Origin of the sequence: Bacillus sp. TH50 (genome assembly GCF_016650565.1) — a bacterium.
GTDB lineage: Bacteria > Bacillota > Bacilli > Bacillales > Bacillaceae_G > Bacillus_A > Bacillus_A mycoides.
The window spans coordinates 59,217-78,760 of record NZ_JAEKFM010000008.1; the positions used below are offsets into that span (position 1 = coordinate 59,217).

Sequence of the window (19,544 nt, forward strand, 5' to 3'; positions counted from 1 at the left end):
TATATTATTTGCACTGTTTTCTAGATTTTGCTATAAAATATGTGAATACAATAGATATGTTCGATATAGATCTGCACGAATAACTCTTGAGGTAGAATCAACCAATCAATAATTTTTACGTTGTCATTTTTTGTTTACTTCACTTTTTTTCGGCACTCTGCATCAAGACGCTAAATCCATTGACTACGTTAAGACTTTATTTCGAATCCACACAAAAAAATAGATTACCTGCACACTAAAAAGTATAGTGAACAGGTAATCTAGGTGTTTTGAGATTAATAAAAAACTAGTTTGTTTTTTGAATTCTCCCATCAATAATAGTCTGAATTGGTTCTTTTGCTTGTTTTATATAATCTACTAATGCTTCAAAGTCAGTTGGTCCTGTTTCAGCGTCTTTCCCGTTTTTAAAGGACACAAAACCATCTCCACCTGAAGCTAGAAATGCGTTCGCAACGACGCTATAAGTTTTAGAAGGAATAATTTCTTCTCCATTTGTTAAGCGAATACTTGTGACTTTTTCTCCATTTGGCTTGTTCGCATCCCAAGTGTATTGGATCCCGGAAATTTGAAGCATTCTTGTTATGTCTTTTTGCCATTGTTGATTTAAAATATCACGAATGTCTTGACCTGTTAAATTAACTTTTACTAATTGATTTCCGAATGGTTGAATGCCATATACCTCTCCCCATGTAATATCACCAGCATCTAAGTCATTACGAATACCACCAGGGTTCATAAGAGCAATTTGGGATTGCATTGTTGCACGTTGGGCATCAGCAACTAAATTACCGAGATTAGATTCACCAGCCGTATTTAGTTTGCGATCTAGTGGAGCGGTAGACTTACCAACAACTTCATTGACAAGAGGTGCGATTTTTTCTTGATATTTCTCCATCTTCTTCTTTATTTTTTTATCAGGCTCTATGCCTTCATGGTAAGTTGTAACAATTTCTGCTTTTTTCTCAACAATATCTTGTGTCTTACGATCAATCTTTACATCAACATCAGCAAAAGCCATACCATAAGAATTTGCTTGTACGACAAGTTTATTATTAACAGTTCCATTTACATAGGTGTGGCTATGCCCTCCAAAAATAACATCGACTTCTGGATCAGTCTCATTTGCTAATCGGACGATATCACCATTTGTTACACCGTTCTCATTTGTTGTACCTCCGTTATGCGCAAGAACAACGATAGATTTAACGCCTAGTTTTTTCAATTGCTTTACGGATTTGTTAATGGCTTCAACTTCATCTGTAATTTCTACATTCTTTAGCATAGTAGGCATAACAAGGTTAGGAACATCTGTTGTTACGACTCCGATAAAGCCAACAGGAACTCCTTGGACCTTTTTGATAGTAAATGGTGGTAAAAATAGGCGACCGGTGGATTTATTATAGAAATTTGCGGCTACATATGGGAATTTTGCTCCTTTAAAATTCCCTGTTTTTTCATGGTATCCACCATAAATAAGGCGCTTCATTTCTTCAATGCCTTCATCAAATTCATGATTCCCTATGGTTCCAACATCAAATTTTAAATCATTTAGAAATTCAATCGTGGGTTCGTCTTGTAATAATGCTGAAACAGGAGGACTTGCTCCAACAGCATCGCCAACTTGAACCTTTAATGTATTCGGATTTTGTTTTTCACGATCACGTAAATAAGCCCCTAAGTACTCGATTCCCCCTGCATCTTTATTGTTAATTTTCTTTACTGTGTCTAGTTGCCCATGTAAATCGTTAATACCGAGCATTTGTACATCTATGTAGCGGTTTGGCTCTGTACTTGCTTGAACTGAAGGCGCAGCAAATACACTTGAAAAAGTAACTGTACTTAATGCTAAAGCAACTGGAATGATTTTTTTTAACATAAAATTTTCTCTCTCCTTATTACAAATCTGACATCATACGATATAATTTTAATAGATTAAGAGGATTATTTCTATAAAAATTCTACTAATTATAAAAATTAATAAGATTTTATTGTTTTCCGACAAAAGGTTCCTTCCTCAAAAATGTGAAGGTGTAAAACGTCCATTTTAGGTGGGAGATGAATATTGATAGGCTTGAGCCTACGTTTTTTGATTAGGATGTAAAGGGACCCCCCATGCCAATCAACTTAAGAAACTTAACTACCCCCAAAAGTAAAAAAACGTTATTCTTTCTAAAAAGCTAACTAGAAAGGATGACGTTTTTTATGAATCTTTCGATGTTGAGAAATACATTCTTCCCCAAAACGACAAAATGTACATCTCCAGATGAAATGTACATTTCTTTGTTTTGAGGATTCTTCAAAATATTATCTTGATAGCAATGTAGCAATACCCCTAAGAGACCTAAAAAACCTCTAATCGATAAGTTCATGTTATTATTCTTGATATTACTGTTGAGCCGCCTCCGGTAGTTCATCAAAGATTAGTCTTTTAAAAATGTTAATAATGCTTCATTAAATTCTTTTGCATGAGTTGCGTTTAATCCATGAGGACCACCTTTTATAAGAGCGAGTTTACTACCAGGAATGGAATCATATGTGCGTTTTCCACTTAACTCAAAAGGTACAGTTGCATCAGAGTCACCGTCAATAATAAGAGTAGGTATATTGAACTTTTCCAAGTCTTTTCTAAAATCGGTCATACTAAAGGCGGTAATACAATCGAGCGTTCCTTTAGGGGATTCACTAGCTGCAACATGTATTTCTGTATAAATTAATATTAAATAAGATATTATAGAATCTCTTTCTTTTTTCTATCCGTACTCCTGAATTGAGTAAATCTTTTGTTTGGTATTTACAGGTTCGTTGCACGAAACCAAACTCTCTGGCAAGATTTCGTAAGATATTTGGAGATAAAAAGCTTTGAAATTCTTGAGTAAATAGATGGGAGAAAAATGTCGGAAAAAGATAAAATTAATTGGATTATTTTTATTGATTATAAATAAACGTTATCATAAAATGTTTATAAATATCCAAACAAATTTTCTATGAGTTTGTTTTTTATCCCAAAAAAGAAACCGATAGAGAATGTTAATACCAAAAAAATATGTAACTAGTACAAAAAAGAGGCTTTCAAAACTGACATACTAACAAAATTGAAAACGAAGCATGATTAGTTCTTGAAGAAAAGTTACAACCATATGAGGAACGAGATTACAACCAAAAATAGTCTTAAAAAGGAGACAAAATTATGGAAAAAAGAAAGTATCCAGTAACACCTCAAGATCGAATGAATTATATATTAGGTCTTTATTCGGCAAATCAACAAATTAATGCCGTTCTTTATTTCCCTATAGGTATATCAAAGAAAATACTCGAACAATCAGTAAGGATAACGTTACAATTACAGTCGTTTTGTAGAAAGTGATATACCTTACTGGGAGGAACATTCATCTAGTATTAACTCAACAATTTGTTTTTTTGCAGAAGGAAATGATCAAGAACTTGAAATGATGAAAATAGATTTTATCAAGGAATCTGGAGAGCCTATTCAGGGGCCTATGGTTCAAACAAAATTATTACGAGGCACTACAAAAAATATATTAGTTATTAAATTATCCCATCTTTGTTCAGATGGTGCAGGAGTCAAGGAATATATTAATTTGCTGGGAGCAATTTATACTCAACTTTCTCTGGGGCAGTCTAAGGATCAAATTATAAAGGGATTTGGTGCAGGAAATGAGGGGTTTCGGGATCAATCATCTGTTTTCAAATATGCTGGAATAACAGACGTAAAAAGTGCGTATCGTCCCAGCCAAGAACAACAAGCAGCGTTATGGTCTTTTCCATCTCAACCGAACAAAAATACTTATCCACAAATGTCCGTGCGGCGGTTAAGCCATGGGCAAACTCTACGTCTAATCCAATGGACAAAAGCACAACAGGCTACCTTGAATGATGTAATCATGACTGCATACTTCCGAGCTTTATCACATTTCACTGTGTATGCAGAACCTCGCACCGCAGAAAAAATAATCGGAATAACAATTGATTTACGCCGATATCTTCCTAATCATACAACTGGTTCAATTTGCAACTTATCCGGTATGGAAATGCCAGTGATTAAAATGGAAGATGATGACTTATTTAATCAAATCCTAGTTCGAGTCAAAAAATCAATGGATAAAATAAAATCTCAAAATCCAGGTCTTTCTTCAGCGGCAGGAATGGAATTACTGGCAAGTATAAAGCTATCTGAAGTGAAGGAAATGTATAAACAGCAATACGAACAGGCTTTACAGATGAGAATGGCTTTACCGTTACTTACTAATATCGGATCGATAGCAAATGAACCTATTAGGCTTAGTGACAGGGTTCCTGCTCTAGTCCGCAGTAACTTTTCCTAATAATGGATTTTTTGTGTTTTGAAGCGTTAATTGTCCATTTCCTATATTGGAGTTTATACTGTTTAAAAACAATATAGAGAAAAGGGGTTCAAGCATTGAAAAGAAACTGGAGCCAAATTGAACTAGAAGAACAATTTTCCTTATTCCCAAATGAAATTAACTTAATCATGAATAAACGAACCAATGCTAACCGGCTAGGTTTTGCAATTCTACTTAAATACTTTCAACAAGAAGCTCGATTTCCTAATGATAAACATGATGTACCCACAGTTGTTGTACAATATGTAGCGAATCAAATTAATGCTGCTGTTACTGATTTTTTTGATACATACGGTTGGGGTGGCAAGGAGCGGAGCTACACAGCTCATCGAAAAGAAATACGTAATCTATTTGAGTTTCGAGAACTTACTGCGAAAGATAAAGAACGTTTTTTTGAGTGGTTAAGAGAACAAGTTCAATCTACACATGATACAGAATACTTACAAACGCAAGCGTACAGTTTATTTCGTATGTGGAAAGTTGAACCTCCTTCTGTAGGAAGCTTAAAACGAATGATTGAATCTGCCATTGACATGTTTGAAAAAGATTTATATACAACCACTTACAAGCAACTATCTCCCACCTCATGTTCCAGATTAGATGCTTTACTACACTCTCATTTTGATGAAGAATCTCATAAGGTGGGGAAATCAGAATACTATGCTGAGGAACAAGACGCTATCTTGACATTTCGGCAATTGTTATCTTCACCAGGCAAAGGAAGTGTAAATACAATGGAGTTAGAAGTTAAAAAACTTTTGGCCATTCAACATCTTCAAATTCCTTCGGGTTTATTTAAACAAATCCCCCCTAAATTAATAATAAAATATAGTCTCCGTGCAGCTACTGAGACGGTTACTGAATTACGTACTCATCCCAAACATATTCGTTATACCTTGCTTGCAATTTTATTTTGGCAGCGCCTTGCTGAGGTGATCGATTATTTAACAGATCTACTTGATGAAATGACTCATAAGTTTGGGAATCGGGCGAAAAATAAAACTCATACAGAAGTGATAGAAGAGCTACAGCGAGTTCAAGGAAAAAATAAATATATTATCAATCTTTTAGAAGCAACTGTAGAAAATCCAAATGGCGTCATTCAAGATATTTTATATCCTATTGTAAATTCTGAAACCATTCAGGATATTATTAAAGAAATGAAAAGAACGAAACAAGAATATAAGAAGAAAATTTATATGAAGATGCATTCTTCTTATCGGGGACATTATAGAAATGCCTTTTTTGCTATTTTAACAAATCTTACTTTCCGTTCGAACAATCCATCTCATCAACCAATTATTGAGGCAATTCAATTCATTTGTGATCATGAAAAAAGTGGTCAACGATATTTTTTAGTAAAAGATGAAGTTCCTATAGATGGTGTAATCCAGCCAAAATGGAAAGATATTATTATCGAAAAAGATAATAACGGCATAGAAAGAATAAATAAGATGAGATATGAAATTGCTGTTTTACAATCTCTTCGCATTCGTCTTGGTTGTAAAGAGATTTGGATCGAAGGTGCAAATCGTTATCGTAATCCTGATGAAGACTTACCTCAAGATTTTGAAGAACAAAAAACGAACTATTTTCAAGCTCTCAAAATGCCACTTGATGTAGAACCTTTTATTTCACAGGTCGTACAAACCATGAAAGAAAAACTAAATATGCTAAACCAAGGATTAGAAGATAAAATTAACCAGAAAATAAAGATTATTACAAAAATAAGAAAGGATGGATTCGAGTTACCCCATTAGATAAACAGCCAGAACCTCAATCTTTAGTGCAAATTAAAAATAAAATTAAAGACCGTTGGTCTGATATGAATTTACTGGATTTAGTAAAAGAAACAGATTTTCATACAGGGTTTACGAAACACTTTAAAACAACAGCGAATCGGGAGATATTAGATAGAGAAACTGTTCAAAAACGACTTCTTCTTAGTTTATTTGGTTTAGGTACCAATACAGGTTTGAAAGCTGTATCGACTGGTAGCCATAAGGATAGTTATCGAGAACTACGCTACATTCGGCATAAATTTATACATAAAGATCATTTACGCAAAGCAAATGCAACTGTAACAAATCATATTATCTCTCATCGAATGCAAGAAGTATGGGAGTCAGCTACAACAGCTTGTGCATCAGATTCAAAAAAATTTGGTACATGGGATCAAAATTTACTTACCGAATGGCATCCTCGTTATAAGGGGCGTGGCATTATGATTTATTGGCATACCGATCGAAAATCTGCATGTATTTACTCTCAGGTGAAATCTTGTCTATCATCTGAAGTAGCCTCCATGATGGAAGGGGTTCTCCGTCATTGTACAGACATGGAAATTGATCGTAATTATGTGGATACACACGGACAAAGTGTTGTTGCTTTTGCTTTTTGTCATTTACTTGGTTTTAAACTGATGCCACGTTTTAAAAATATCGGCCGGAAGCTGGTATGAATGAGGCCTATCCTCAATTACAAGAGGTTTTAAGTAGACCAATTAATTGGGATCTCATTCGTCAACAATATGAACAGATTATTAAGTTTGCAACTGCTTTACGGTTAGGAACAGCTTCTGCAGAGTCGATTTTAAAAAGATTTACTAGAGATACACAACATCCAACTTATCAAGCACTGTGTGAATTAGGAAAAGCAATGAAAACGATTTTCTTGTGTGATTATTTACATTTTGAAGAAATTCGTCGAGAAATTCATGAAGGTTTAAACACTGTTGAACATTGGAATTCCGTTAATAGCTATATATTTTATGGGAAAAATAGCGAAATTCGGTCTAATTCTTTAGAAGACCAAGAAGTATCTGCATTATCACTTCAATTATTACAAAATTGTTTGGTATTTATGAATACATTAATGGTTCAAGAAGTCTTGTATGACAATAATAAATATTTACTTAACAAAATGACTCCTGAAGATTTCCGAGGGTTAACACCATTATTTTATAATCATATTAATCCATACGGCACCTTTAAATTAAATATGAATCAAAGAATCCCTATTAAACTGAAAATAGCATGAATTTTTTTAAGATGCAACGGTTCGATATGATAATCGTTCACCTAAGCCAAATAAATAGAAAAAACAAAAAAGCTCAAAAACAGAGGTTTCTGAGCTTTTTTATAATGTGACTTCTATTAAAAAAATCGTATATATGGTAACTATCAATATCTACTTATAAATGCTTTTCTTCAAGAAAAGTTCTCTGCATTTTTGTGAAATTCTTCAGCTTCCTCACGAATTACACTCCAATTTTCAAATGCTAATTCAAGCTCTAGTGCAGCAATAATATCAGGAAGACTAACTAAATCCTCACTCATGTTCTCCCCTAATTCTTTTAAATCATAAGAGATAGCACTCCATATTAGATGGATTTTTCGAATTACAGGTAAAATCTTTGTTTCAGAAGGAATTACACTGCTAATTGCACCTAATAAAAAAGTTCCCGTATTATGTACAACGGCATATTCAAGATGATCTCTTATTGCTATGCGTGGAATCAGATTTAGGCAACTTTGATGTGTATCTTTACAATCTCCAATTACTGTATAAAAATCAGATAGATATGTCAGCATCGTTTGAGACTCTAGATGATATCTTAGGGCGTGTTCAGATAAATCCTTACATACATTTATAAACTTAGTTTTAGTACTTGGAGACATATTTCCATTATGTGCTTCCAATAGAACTTGATTAAGATCATCACGGTGTTTAATACAAATCAGATTTGCATAAGCTATAATATTTTGAGCGAGAGCAATTATTGCTGCACGTCCTCCAGTGCCCCAAAATCCAGAGGCTTCTTTTACCCTAGTAGTCATTTCTGTACCTGTTAATACCAATGTAGAATATGCAGTATCTCTTTCTATGAGGTTAAACCAACTTTGTGTTAATTGTCCGTTATTTATATTAGATATTCTCTCCTGTAGAATGCTTTGAGTAGTTGGTAGTGAGATGCATTTTTTCATATAATTAGAAAAATTTCTCCATTCTTCTACTGAGAGGAGAAATGGAGAGCTTTTCCCTCCCAATTCATGTGTTGAAAAGGCTGCAGCATAATTCATATAAAACCCCTCACTATTCATTTTTTGATTAATGGATCATTTTATTTTAAAAATTTATCTGTACATGTTTAATTAAATTAGGGATTTTTTCTTATAATTAGTAACAAGAGAACCTGCTAATTCCATTCTGATTTTTGTTACGTTAGAAAGGTCTGGCCCATCCTGAACTTTAATTGTCCAAGTTGTGTAAGGGTTTGGAATAAAGTAATCGTAAGCAAATTCGTCCGCAATGATTCCATCAGTAATAATGGTAGCTCCTTGATAACTAAATCTTCGATTAAAGGATTCCGAATTAAATTGAAACTTTTTCTCCATTTATAAATGTTTTTCTTCAAGAAAAGTTCTCTGCATTTTTATAAAAATTTTCCGCTTCATCCCGAATTGCTTTCCAATCTTCAAAGGCCAATTCAAGCTCTAAAGCAGCAATGAACTCCTCCAAATTTTCGATATCCTCAATATTATCTGCTAGTTCTTTTAAATCATAAGATATAGCGCTCCATATTCTATGGACTTTTCGAATAACAGTGCACACGGAATCTTTATACTGAACCAAACTCATGACTGGAGCTACTAAATAGACAACCGTGTTTTGTGCGACAACGAAATCATTTGAATTTTGCAATGGTAACTGTGACATCAGATATGACCAAGTTTGTACTGTTTCTTCGTATTTTTGAATCTCTGAATAAAATTCGGAAAGGGATGTTTCCATAGATTGAGACTGTTGATAATATGTTTGTGCGTGACTAGATAGATCTTTACATATATTTACGAATTTAGATTTTGTATTTGGGGATAATTTCCCAGCTTGTGCTTCCGATATTACTTGATTAAGATCATTATGATATTTAATAGAAATTAAATCCGCAAAGACAACCATATTTTGAGCAATGATAAGTATATCTTTATGCCCTCCATTGTCCCAGAACCTACATTTTTCTATAACGTTTAACTTCGTTGTAATTGCTTCTTCAACTAATCTACGAAAAGTAGAAGTTGTGATGAGTCTATCCCAATTACTTTTGACTTTTCCGTCGAGTATGAGGTATATTCTTTCCTTCACTTGATCGATACTAGTCGGTGCTGAGATCCATTTGTTTAAATAATTAGCGAATGAACGCCATTCTTCTATCGTAAGGAGAAAAGGAGAATTTTCCCCTCCTAATTCTCGTGGAGAAAAGGCTAAATGGTTCATATGAACACCTCTCTAGATAATTGTTAGTTGTATTTACTCATTGCCTTTTAAACAGATTTTATTAAATCATTTAAACTGGACTATTTTTCTTATAATTAGCAACAAGAGAACCTGCTAATTCCATTCTGATTTTTGTTACGTTAGAAAGGTCTGGCCCATCCTGAACTTTAATTGTCCAAGTTGTGTAAGGGTTTGGAATAAAGTAATCGTAAGCAAATTCGTCCGCAATGATTCCATCAGTAATAATGGTAGTTCCTTGATAACTAAATCCTCGATTAAAGGATTCCGAATTAAATTGAAACTTTTTCTCCATATAATTATCATAATAATGGCCTAAATTCGTAATCCGTATTTGTACTTTAGAAGTAGCGTCAATTCCATCTAACCAAATTCGCATTAATTTGAGGCGCACACGATACTCATTTTCAAAAAGAGTATCGTTTAAATTGATTTCCCACGAAGCTTCTCTTTGTTCCTTCAATGACTCTAGAACTTTTGAATCTGTAATTTCTACTATTCTATTTTGAAAGCGTTGAGGAGGTGGATTAAATTGTTTTAAAGCCTGCATACAATCAGTTTGTATTGTTGCCACATCCACTTTTAGTTCGGATACATCTTTTAAGATATTTGGGTTTACATCTGAGTCTCGGAGAGCCCAATATTTATAAGCATGTTTGTAATTTGCTAATGCCACAAATAGAATTTGCTTCATGTCTATATAACGTTGATACAACTTTTGTTCCATTTCTTCATTTTCAGATTCTTGTCCCTCTAGATTTCTAATATACTCTTCTAATCTTGCAAGGTCAGCTTGATGGATATGTTTTTCAATTAACAGACGGAATAGTTCTTGACCACAACGAATGACAGCTACTTGAATTGAAGCAAGTGTTTGTCCATAAACAGCTAAAATGTCTAACTCTAGTAGATATGCACTAGCACCTTCAATTTCTTTCTTAATTGCATCGTCTAAAGCTGCAGCTGTCTTTAACTTAAATATGTCCCAAGTTGCTTTACCAGTTAAATCTTCTTGAGGAATATCCCATTCCGTATCTTTAATTTTTTCAAATAGATCATCTGGGAATTGCATATCTCCAGATGCCTCTGATATATCTTCTGCTAATGCATATACCTTGTTAATTAATTCAACGAGGTCATTTAGTTTCTCCATATTTTCTTTTAATGCTTGAGCTAATGCTGATAGCTCACCACCAGCTTCTATAATTTCCTTTAAAGCATTAATTATCCCTATTATTTCTCCAGGGGCAGAAGCTCCTCCTGAAGCAATTATGGAACCCATAGATTGTGCGAAATTTAGTACAGTACTTACCATTTTAAAAGCTAATCTCATCTGTTGTTCATATTCATATTTCTTAAGTCCATACTCGAACTCAATTTTAGCTAATGTTAAGACATGCTGTTGTTTCTCAAATTGGCGTAAAGATGTCTCAATGGCATCTCGAGAATTTTTTAAATTGTTTTTTGCTTGATTAATTAATGTTTCTTTAAACAATAGGGTATCTTGTTCATGCTTTAGCATGAGCAAGGCTGCATTTTTACGGTCATCAATTGACAAATTTTTATCTAAGTAACGATGATATTGTGCCTCAAATTGCTGCGCAGCTCCCAAAAAAGCATTAATTTCATCTCTGTAGAGTTCTTTATCTAAAAGGGGCACAAACGTATTATCACCACGATTAGCAGTTAAAATAGCCAACAATGAAGTGCTTTGTACACACAATGAAGTTAGTCCGTCATATTGGGTAGTAAATATCTTTAACCAATTTAACTGATTGGCTGCAATATCAGGTCTTGATTCAAAAAATAGACATGCTACTTGGAAAACTGAAGTAAAAAGCTTTGGAAGTTGTGGTGTTGGGACTACGTGTGTAATTTCTTCTGCAGTAAATATTCCATCCTTATCGGACAATCTTACGCCTTTATTTTTGAGCTCTATAGAATAAGGAGGTGGAGAACTTTGATTATAAATTGGAGTTGCATGTAACACTCCAGAAAGTTCAATACCATATATCGTCAACTGAGCTAACTTGCCTCCATTCTTATAGTCTAGTAAAATCTCTGCGGTCCCTTCTGATTGTATTTCCACTCTTCTTGCTCTAATAACTAGTTGTATATCTTGTAAAGTACAACTAAATTTGTCAGGAATTCGAACAACATCCGCAAAGATTGAAATCATTCTTGGTGCTAATTCACCGTCCTCAATAGACTTATATACTTCACCTAAGTCTACGAATAAATCTCGAATTTCGTATTTTGTTCTTGTTGTATTTAAGTAAGATGTTCCTGGAATTTGTTGATTTGTTAATAATTCCTCATACAAAGCTTTATAATCAATACTACGAACCATCATGAATTCCTCCATTTATAAAATGAGAGACAAAAGAAAGAATGTATGGAATAAATGAAAATTTATCCTTCTTATTCTTCTTTTGTCTCTAGATTTATAGACCGAACTGTATTTATTTCATTTATTCCTATATTAGAGCAGTTTATATTATAGGTGACATTATTATTTCATACTTAAGCTGTGTATTGTTCAACAACAAACCCAACATCTGCATTAACTCGGAAGTCATCCGCTTGTTTTCCAACAGCTTCCCACTGCATAATAGCCAATTCAACCCCAAGATCAGCAAATTCTGGATCATCATGAATATCTTCCATAACAATTTTAGATAGTTCATCAAGATCACTATGAAGAGAATTCCAAATGCCATGAATTTTCTGTATGATAGGTAACGCAGCAGCCATTCGCTCTTGGATTTTATCCGTTCCTGTATCAGTTTTATCAAGTAAAGACATCAGATAAACATTTCTTTGAATTATTTTATCAGATTCTTCAATTTGTTGTTTTGTAGCATCAATTCTAGCTTTTAATGCTTTACCCTTTGTGCTGTCGAGAATCCCTTTTAACACAAATCCAAAAACAGGTCCAAGTAACAGCGATAACCATGATTGAGATTGATAATCCTCATACTCATCCATATATTCCTCTAAATCTTCTCTTAATCGCTCTACCGAAGCTCTAAGCTGTTTTACTTCTTCACTATGTTCTCCATACTTTTTATCATATTTATCCTTAACCACTGTTAAACTCTGATAATCATTTGCCGTATCAGTTGCAAATGCTCCAATCATCGTTGCCAATGCACCGGCATGATCACGAAATTCGGCTGCTTCCCTTGCTAGCCTCTCACAAATTCTCTTAAACATTTCTAAAGCCTCAGTATCGCCATCTATAATAGCTGGTAAATAATCGATTAATGGTTTGTAGTAAACTTTTGCTCTTCTTGCATAATTTACAATTTCATTAGCAACTCCAAGAACTTCTCTATATGTGTTATCTGTCCAGTTTTGACAGTGATTTTTAACATTTGTATAAACAGAATATAATTCATTAAAATCTGGCATCTCGTCTGAGGCTGAAAGTGCTAAAGCTTTACGCATTTCGGCTTCATTCACGGGTACATATGCTCCATCACCTGTATATTTTTGAATCGTAATCCATTCCTCTTTAGAAAGTAAGAATGGGGAATCTTCTTTACCTCCAAGATCTCTTGGAGAAATATCTCGTTTTACCATTACAATACACCCTCTCTAATTTATGAAATAATATATATATAAACTTTCTATTTACAAATTCATATAATTACCTCCAGTGTAAATATTTGATAATGAAAATTATATATGAATTCGAAGAGAAATATATCTATGATATGAGAGGTATGTATTTTTTCACGAAAATTCATATTATTCAATCAATTGTCGGGTGCAATTCCGTGTAATACGCTTTCATCCCAATAGAGTCTACTCTATTGGGATATTTCTATAAGTCTGGTATAATGGTATCTCAGAGTGTCCCATATGACTTGTTTCAAAATAGGAGCGTGAAATATGAGAAATATAGGTTATGTACGAGTAAGTTCTGTAGATCAAAACCCGAAGAGGCAATTACAACAAATGGAAGAAATCGGAGTAGATATCATATATCAAGAAAAAGTATCCGGCGCTACCCAAGATAGACCTGAACTTCAAAATATGTTAGGTGACCTTAAAGAAGGAGACACCATTTATGTGACAGATTTAACTCGAATTACTCGAAGTACAAGAGATTTATTTGAATTGGTTGATTATATAAAAAGTAAACAAGCAAACTTAAAATCATTAAAAGATACTTGGTTAGACTTATCTGAAGAAAATCCATATAGTCATTTCTTAATGACAGTAATGGGAGGAGTAAATCAATTAGAGCGGGACTTAATCCGAATGCGTCAACGTGAAGGAATTAACCTAGCTAAACAAGAGGGAAAATATCAAGGGAGAGTAAAAAAGTATCATGAAAAACATGCAGGAATGAATTATGCAATGAAGCTTTATCAAGAGGGAAATATGACAGTAAAACAGATTTGTGAAATTACGAGTGTATCTAGATCCTCTTTATATAGGAAGATACACGATTTAAAATAAACGAATATATTATATTCCTAACGACATTTACTTATTATGGAAATATTATTGCGGACTAGAGCAGGAACCCTGTCACTAGGCCTATTAAGTTTGGTGAAGTTCAGGCTCAGGACGGGTATATGACATCACCTATTATGTATGCACCATTCTTTACAATGGGAGCAAGCTCTTATAATGAAAGACTTACATTTACGATTGGCTATCATTCGCCAGATACAACAAAAGAAAAGGTAGAGCAATTTTTGGAAAGTGTGGTCAATCAACTATCGCAATTGTAATAGGAGTATCCCCCACGCTCAATACGCTAAATTTATATAAGTATAATCTATAATGAAATTTTTTTCAAAAGTTCCAGTATAATTTCATTATAGATTTGCATTCCAAATAAACCCTATCCGGTTTCAATTTTCACATCCTTCTTCTTTAAATTTGTATTACTAAATAAAGTCGTTTAAAAATAATTGAAGCTAATTTCACCATTGATAATATTTTTGGTATGATCAATGTATAATAAAATTATAACTCATGTAAGAGTCTAAGCGTTATTTGATCAACGATCGCTCAGGCAATGAGTTATACCCCTTGGAAAAGGTACCTTGCAGCAGGGGTACCTTTTCTTTTATTTTTAGTTATAAAATAGTTTAATTAGAAACTATGTAGTTAAAAAGTATGATGATTAAATTGTAATTGAAGTGAAGCATATATCCCATATGAATATTTTTAAATATTAGAAAGAAAATCATTTGAGCGATAGCTGGTATACCGATGATGGTTAAACATTGCACCCAATTATAATTATATATAGAAAGATGGAGTAGTCCAAATGAGCTTCCAGACAAAATTAAAGAGGTTGTAATTGAAGTAATAGGACTTATTATGAAAGAACGTATGATTTTGTGCCAAAAGAATAATATAGATACAAACATAATGTTCTCACCAATTAATTGAATTGCAATACCAGGCGTTTTAAGGAACATATTGGTCGTCCCTTCATTTTCAATGGGGTTAGATGTTCCATTGAATGCTGTAAAAGATATTAGTACAGACAAAAACAACAACATTATAATGTAAATAATGAAAGCAGTGAAGAAAGATATTTTCAGCTGATGGAAAGTGATTTTTTTAGAAAATAAATATCTTTGATCCCACATTATAAGTAGAAATACAAACGTGATAGGAAACGAAAAATATAGTGCTTTAATTATGTATTGCAGCAGTATATCTATTTTATTTATATAATTAAGCGTAAATGAAGGGAAAGGTATGTAAACTGTAGCAATACAAAATATGATTAGTATTAGGAGCTGCAAATACGTTTTAGTTTGCACTAAGCAATCTAAGTATGTATTTGCAGCACTAAACGCGTTTAAAGACCGCTTACACTCTCTAAAAAATGCGTTCATAACACCCCTCCATTTTTATATTGGTAAATACATTTGACTAACACTCCATTCTTTCCTACTTTTATAAAATGTAATCTCATGCACATTTTATAAAACTTCACGTACCGTAATTATTGATTATATTTAAAATATAGTTAACAAGGGGATTTCTATTCCAAAAGAAAAAAAGCACCCTTTTGGATGCTCCCTTTATTATATATATCAACTAATTAATACTTCATCATATTGGTTATGCGGGTTATTTCAAAGTGCTCATTTTTATCTTTCAGGTAGTTCTAATTGATAAATCAAGAACTATTTCTTCATTCTCTCTTCAACCCCACTAATAAAACTAATACTCAATCTGAACCAACTAAACAAACTAAACAAACCAAACAAGAAAATACAGGTAATCATTCATTTGCTAACCTTGAAAAAGAATTTGATGCTAAACTCGGTATTTATGCATTAACTGTTTCTTATCGATCAGATGATCGTTTTACATTTGCATCTACATCCAAATCATTAGCTGCGGGAGCTCTTTTACGTCAAAACTCAATAGAAGCTCTTGATTAAAGGATTACGTATACTCGTGAAGATCTTTCTAATTATAATCCAATTTCAGAAAAGCATGTTGATACAGGAATGACGTTAAAAGAACTTGCTGATGCTTCTGTTCGATATAGTGACAGTACGGCACATAATTTGATTCTTAAACAATTAGGTGGTCCCTCTGAGTTTGAAAAAATATTAAGAGAAATTGGTGATACTGTTACTACTTCAGAACGATTTGAACCTGAATTAAATGAAGTGAATCCAGGAGAAACACATGATACCAGTACACCAAAAGCGATAGCTAAGACGCTTCAATCTTTTACATTAGGAACTGCACTTCCACTTGATAAACGTGAACTATTAGGGGTCACCATACATGACAATCAAGCTAAGTTTTCATGATGCCCCTAAAACAAGAATTTCGTGAATTTTTACTGTTTTGGGGTGTTTCTTTTCACTAGATTGATGGACATGTCCTGCTACCCCAATTATGTAGCAAGTGTTTTTTTATGATTTGATTCTTTTACAATACACGAGCGTCGTCTTCTATAGTTTTTTTTTTTAATTTTTGGGTCTTATTTTTAGATTTTTTGAAAGTTAGAGCCATACCAACAAAAATTAGAGTAATCCCTGATACTTGCATTAAAGTTGGTCGGAATCCTGTAAGCACCGTGTCCAATAAAATTGCTACAGCTGGATCTAAAAAAACTAATATCGAGATTAATTTTGTTGATAAATCACGTAAGCTATCAAAGAATAAGTAGTATACCAATCCTGTATGGATAAGGCCGGTTGCTATAATATACGTCCAATTACTTTGAGTCAGTCCATGGAATGCATCAAAATCTATAAAGGGTATTAGAAGAAAAATCCCTAAAAATGTTTGCAAAAAGGTCATTGCATAAGCACTCATGTTCTTAATACCTTTCCCAAATAAAGTTGTAAATGCATAAAACAGAGCTGCGAGAAGTCCCCAAACCATGCCAGAAGACATTAACGAGTCGAAAGAGAAGTTTTTGTTTATGCCAGCGATTAATAACGCTCCTACAAAGCAGATAATGATAGAGATAACAGATAATACTGTTAATTTTTCTTTAAAAACAATACTTCCAATGATAAGTACAATTATTGGAGCAAGGTGATAGACTGATATTGCAACTGTGACTGACATATTTTCAAACGCTTTAAATAAAAATACCCAATTAAATACAAGGAAAAATCCACATATCAAGACTTGAATAACTTCTTTTCGTTCCCATTTATCATGTTTGTACTGTCCAGTAATTAGCCAGCATAGACTTAAAAATATTGTAGCAAAAATGCATCGTACAAATACCAATTCAAATGAAGGTAAATTTGTTTGTACGGAAAAAAAGCCGACTGAACCGAAAATAACCATTGATATTATCATCTTCAAAGCCGGTAATGATTTTTTCTCAATAGAATTTTGTTGAATCAATTTAATCCCTCCGTTAAATATCTAATTTTTAGTAAGAAAAGCACCGTCCTTCTATAAAGGGCAGGTGCTTTTAATTTATCTTCAAAAAACACTTAATTATAAATTCTTCCCAGCTGTCCAACCACCATCTATGACAAAGTTGGAACCTGTAACAAAGCGAGCCTGATCAGAAATTAAATATTCAATACACGAAACAATATCCTGCGGTAGTCCCCACGTATCTAAGGATTGATTGCTTTTTATAAGGGATACCAAACGCTCATCACTAAAATATTCTTCTGTAAGCTCTGTCCTAATGACACCGGGAGAAATACTGTTCACTCGTATGTTCTGCTTACCAAATTCCATAGCCATCTGTTTAGTAAGTCCAATTAGAGCATGTTTTGATGCAACATAAGCTGCTCTTTCAGGTTCAGCCATTAATCCTGAAACAGATGCTATATTTACTATGCAACCTTTTGTTTTAGACTTGTACCAACGCTTAGCAGCTTCCCTTGAAAGAATAAATGGTGCTACTAAATTAACATCTATTACTTTTTTAAATAGATCATCAGAGAGTTCTAATACAGGTGTTATTTCCCTGATACCAGCCGCGTTTATAAGTATGTCGGGACAAAGGGTATCTGTATCCAATTGTATAAAAAGATTATTAATCTCATTGCTGTTACTTAAATCTATTTGTACTAACTTAAAAGACTTATGTGTTTTTGTATAGTCTACTAATTTATTTGTATTAATATCAAGAGCTATTACATTGAATGATTTTTCTAAAAAATATTCAATACAAGCATTTCCTATACCACTGTTGGCGCCTGAGATCATAATAGTCTTATTTTTTATCATTTTGGCTCCTTATAAGAAAACGTTACTAATAAAATGTCACGTAAGGCTTTTGTATTACACTCTGTTCCTAGTGGTGTTACAGCGTGGAATACCTTTTGTCCAAATACTAAAGTTTCTAGGGGATCCTTCAAGCTAATAAGCTTGTTAATTTCCCTAGGGCTGTTTGCAATCAGATTGTCTCCGCCAAGAGCTGTATTACTTAAATTCATGAGGTGTAAAAAGACAATCGGCTCATCATCCTTATGTAGCCAAATTGGAGAGCTAAAAGAAGGATTTTCTCTAGTTGCCTTATATCTTACTTGATGTAGACCTATAACCAAATCCTTACTTGTATCAAGTATATTTGTATTAGATGCAAATTCACTATCAAAGCGAACAATTTTCTCAATTAATGAATTATGTAAAAATTCATCTGTTATACTGTTGAAATTTCTAATTTTCCCACCATCGTCATAATTATATTCTTCAGATTGGAAATACCCATTGTCTGTATCTAGAACATAATTTGAAGAACCAGCGTATTTTATATATCTTGAATAGGCTCTAGCGCGACATTCGCCATATGCGTCGTTTTGTAAGCTGTAGTAGTCTAACTGTGCTTTCGTTAGTAATGCTTGATCTTCTTGATCTTGTAAAAAAATATCATTAGAGATTTGAATGTATCCATTTGATTCGAATTCATGTACCTTTTGTTCTACGTCAAAACTGCTTGTCTTATTAGAAACTGTTGTTAGCATAAGAGCACCTCAAACTTTCAAATTATATTTTCCCCACTGTATATTCAGCATGAAGCATGGGTTGAGGAGTAATATGTTTAATAACCTTAAATATAACTTGTTAAATTAATACACAACATTAACTATCCATTAACTATTTGGTTATTAATAACTCCTATTACAGTATAAACCATATTAGATAATTTCTGCAAACTCTTTCGAATTGTATGAAATTTTATTTTAATTAGTTTTTTATTCTGACTCGCTAGGCTTTTTCTCTTTATTCCCCATTTTTGCTTGTCCTCTCCAAAATGTCAGATGTATCATTCAAATAAATTCTTTTCAAATAACGTCGATTAATCCATCTGTATAAATACATGTATATAAAGACGAGAATTGATTTTTTAAAAAGGTAAAATATTACCTTTTATTAGTAGAATGT

General features: G+C 33.2%; 10 protein-coding genes and 6 pseudogenes. 5 read left to right on the forward strand and 11 right to left on the reverse strand.

Annotation, left to right across the window (positions count from 1 at the left end):
* Positions 1-286 precede the first annotated feature (286 nt).
* Together JFU23_RS28320 and JFU23_RS28325 are read right to left on the reverse strand one after the other, a co-directional pair.
* Positions 287-1,876 (reverse strand): bifunctional metallophosphatase/5'-nucleotidase, encoded by a 1,590-nt coding sequence (locus tag JFU23_RS28320; protein WP_201033347.1) that lies wholly within the window; start codon positions 1,874-1,876, stop codon positions 287-289.
* A gap of 544 nt (positions 1,877-2,420) precedes the next feature.
* A pseudogene (locus JFU23_RS28325) lies at positions 2,421-2,693 on the reverse strand (alpha/beta fold hydrolase); the annotation flags it as partial.
* 494 nt (positions 2,694-3,187) lie between these two features.
* On the opposite strand from JFU23_RS28325, the pseudogene JFU23_RS28330 reads away from it, so the two are divergent.
* Positions 3,188-4,307 (forward strand): annotated as a pseudogene (locus JFU23_RS28330) (condensation domain-containing protein); the annotation flags it as partial.
* A 131-nt stretch (positions 4,308-4,438) separates the two neighbouring features.
* A pseudogene (locus JFU23_RS28335) lies at positions 4,439-7,421 on the forward strand (Tn3 family transposase).
* A gap of 170 nt (positions 7,422-7,591) precedes the next feature.
* Here the strand turns inward: JFU23_RS28335 and JFU23_RS28340 are convergent.
* The 5 genes and pseudogenes from JFU23_RS28340 to JFU23_RS28360 form a co-directional block, all read right to left on the reverse strand.
* The gene (locus JFU23_RS28340) at positions 7,592-8,464 is read right to left on the reverse strand and encodes a hypothetical protein (protein ID WP_098785382.1); all 873 of its coding nucleotides are present in this window, start codon (positions 8,462-8,464) and stop codon (positions 7,592-7,594) included.
* Between the two features lie 72 nt (positions 8,465-8,536).
* A pseudogene (locus JFU23_RS28345) lies at positions 8,537-8,779 on the reverse strand (hypothetical protein); the annotation flags it as partial.
* Positions 8,780-8,795: 16 nt separating this feature from the next.
* Positions 8,796-9,659, reverse strand: coding sequence for a hypothetical protein (locus JFU23_RS28350; RefSeq protein WP_201033348.1), 864 nt, complete (start codon positions 9,657-9,659; stop codon positions 8,796-8,798).
* Positions 9,660-9,729: 70 nt separating this feature from the next.
* Positions 9,730-12,027 carry a hypothetical protein gene (locus JFU23_RS28355; RefSeq protein ID WP_201033540.1) on the reverse strand — a complete coding sequence of 766 codons (2,298 nt, stop codon included), beginning with the start codon at positions 12,025-12,027 and terminating at the stop codon, positions 9,730-9,732.
* A 173-nt stretch (positions 12,028-12,200) separates the two neighbouring features.
* On the reverse strand, positions 12,201-13,262 hold the full coding sequence (locus JFU23_RS28360; protein ID WP_002187778.1) for an alpha-xenorhabdolysin family binary toxin subunit A: 1,062 nt from the start codon (positions 13,260-13,262) through the stop codon (positions 12,201-12,203).
* Between the two features lie 312 nt (positions 13,263-13,574).
* Between JFU23_RS28360 and JFU23_RS28365 the strand changes: the two genes are divergently transcribed.
* Together JFU23_RS28365 and JFU23_RS28370 are read left to right on the forward strand one after the other, a co-directional pair.
* Complete coding sequence (locus JFU23_RS28365) at positions 13,575-14,147, forward strand: recombinase family protein (protein ID WP_201033349.1); 573 nt, start codon at positions 13,575-13,577, stop codon at positions 14,145-14,147.
* 80 nt (positions 14,148-14,227) lie between these two features.
* Positions 14,228-14,425 (forward strand): annotated as a pseudogene (locus JFU23_RS28370) (condensation domain-containing protein); the annotation flags it as partial.
* 363 nt (positions 14,426-14,788) lie between these two features.
* On the opposite strand, the gene JFU23_RS31120 reads toward JFU23_RS28370, so the two are convergent.
* On the reverse strand, positions 14,789-15,550 hold the full coding sequence (locus tag JFU23_RS31120) for a hypothetical protein (RefSeq protein ID WP_201033350.1): 762 nt from the start codon (positions 15,548-15,550) through the stop codon (positions 14,789-14,791).
* A gap of 324 nt (positions 15,551-15,874) precedes the next feature.
* On the opposite strand from JFU23_RS31120, the pseudogene JFU23_RS30335 reads away from it, so the two are divergent.
* A pseudogene (locus JFU23_RS30335) lies at positions 15,875-16,447 on the forward strand (serine hydrolase); the annotation flags it as partial.
* A 160-nt stretch (positions 16,448-16,607) separates the two neighbouring features.
* Here JFU23_RS30335 and JFU23_RS28390 read toward each other — a convergent pair.
* The 3 genes from JFU23_RS28390 to JFU23_RS28400 form a co-directional block, all read right to left on the reverse strand.
* Positions 16,608-17,495 carry a DMT family transporter gene (locus JFU23_RS28390; RefSeq protein ID WP_374191763.1) on the reverse strand — a complete coding sequence of 296 codons (888 nt, stop codon included), beginning with the start codon at positions 17,493-17,495 and terminating at the stop codon, positions 16,608-16,610.
* A gap of 144 nt (positions 17,496-17,639) precedes the next feature.
* The gene (locus JFU23_RS28395) at positions 17,640-18,386 is read right to left on the reverse strand and encodes an SDR family NAD(P)-dependent oxidoreductase (RefSeq protein WP_201033353.1); all 747 of its coding nucleotides are present in this window, start codon (positions 18,384-18,386) and stop codon (positions 17,640-17,642) included.
* A complete protein-coding gene (locus JFU23_RS28400) occupies positions 18,383-19,123 on the reverse strand; it encodes a 2OG-Fe dioxygenase family protein (RefSeq protein WP_201033354.1) in 741 nt (246 codons plus the stop codon). The genes JFU23_RS28395 and JFU23_RS28400 overlap by 4 nt, the downstream gene beginning before the upstream one ends.
* Between the last annotated feature and the right edge of the window lie 421 nt (positions 19,124-19,544).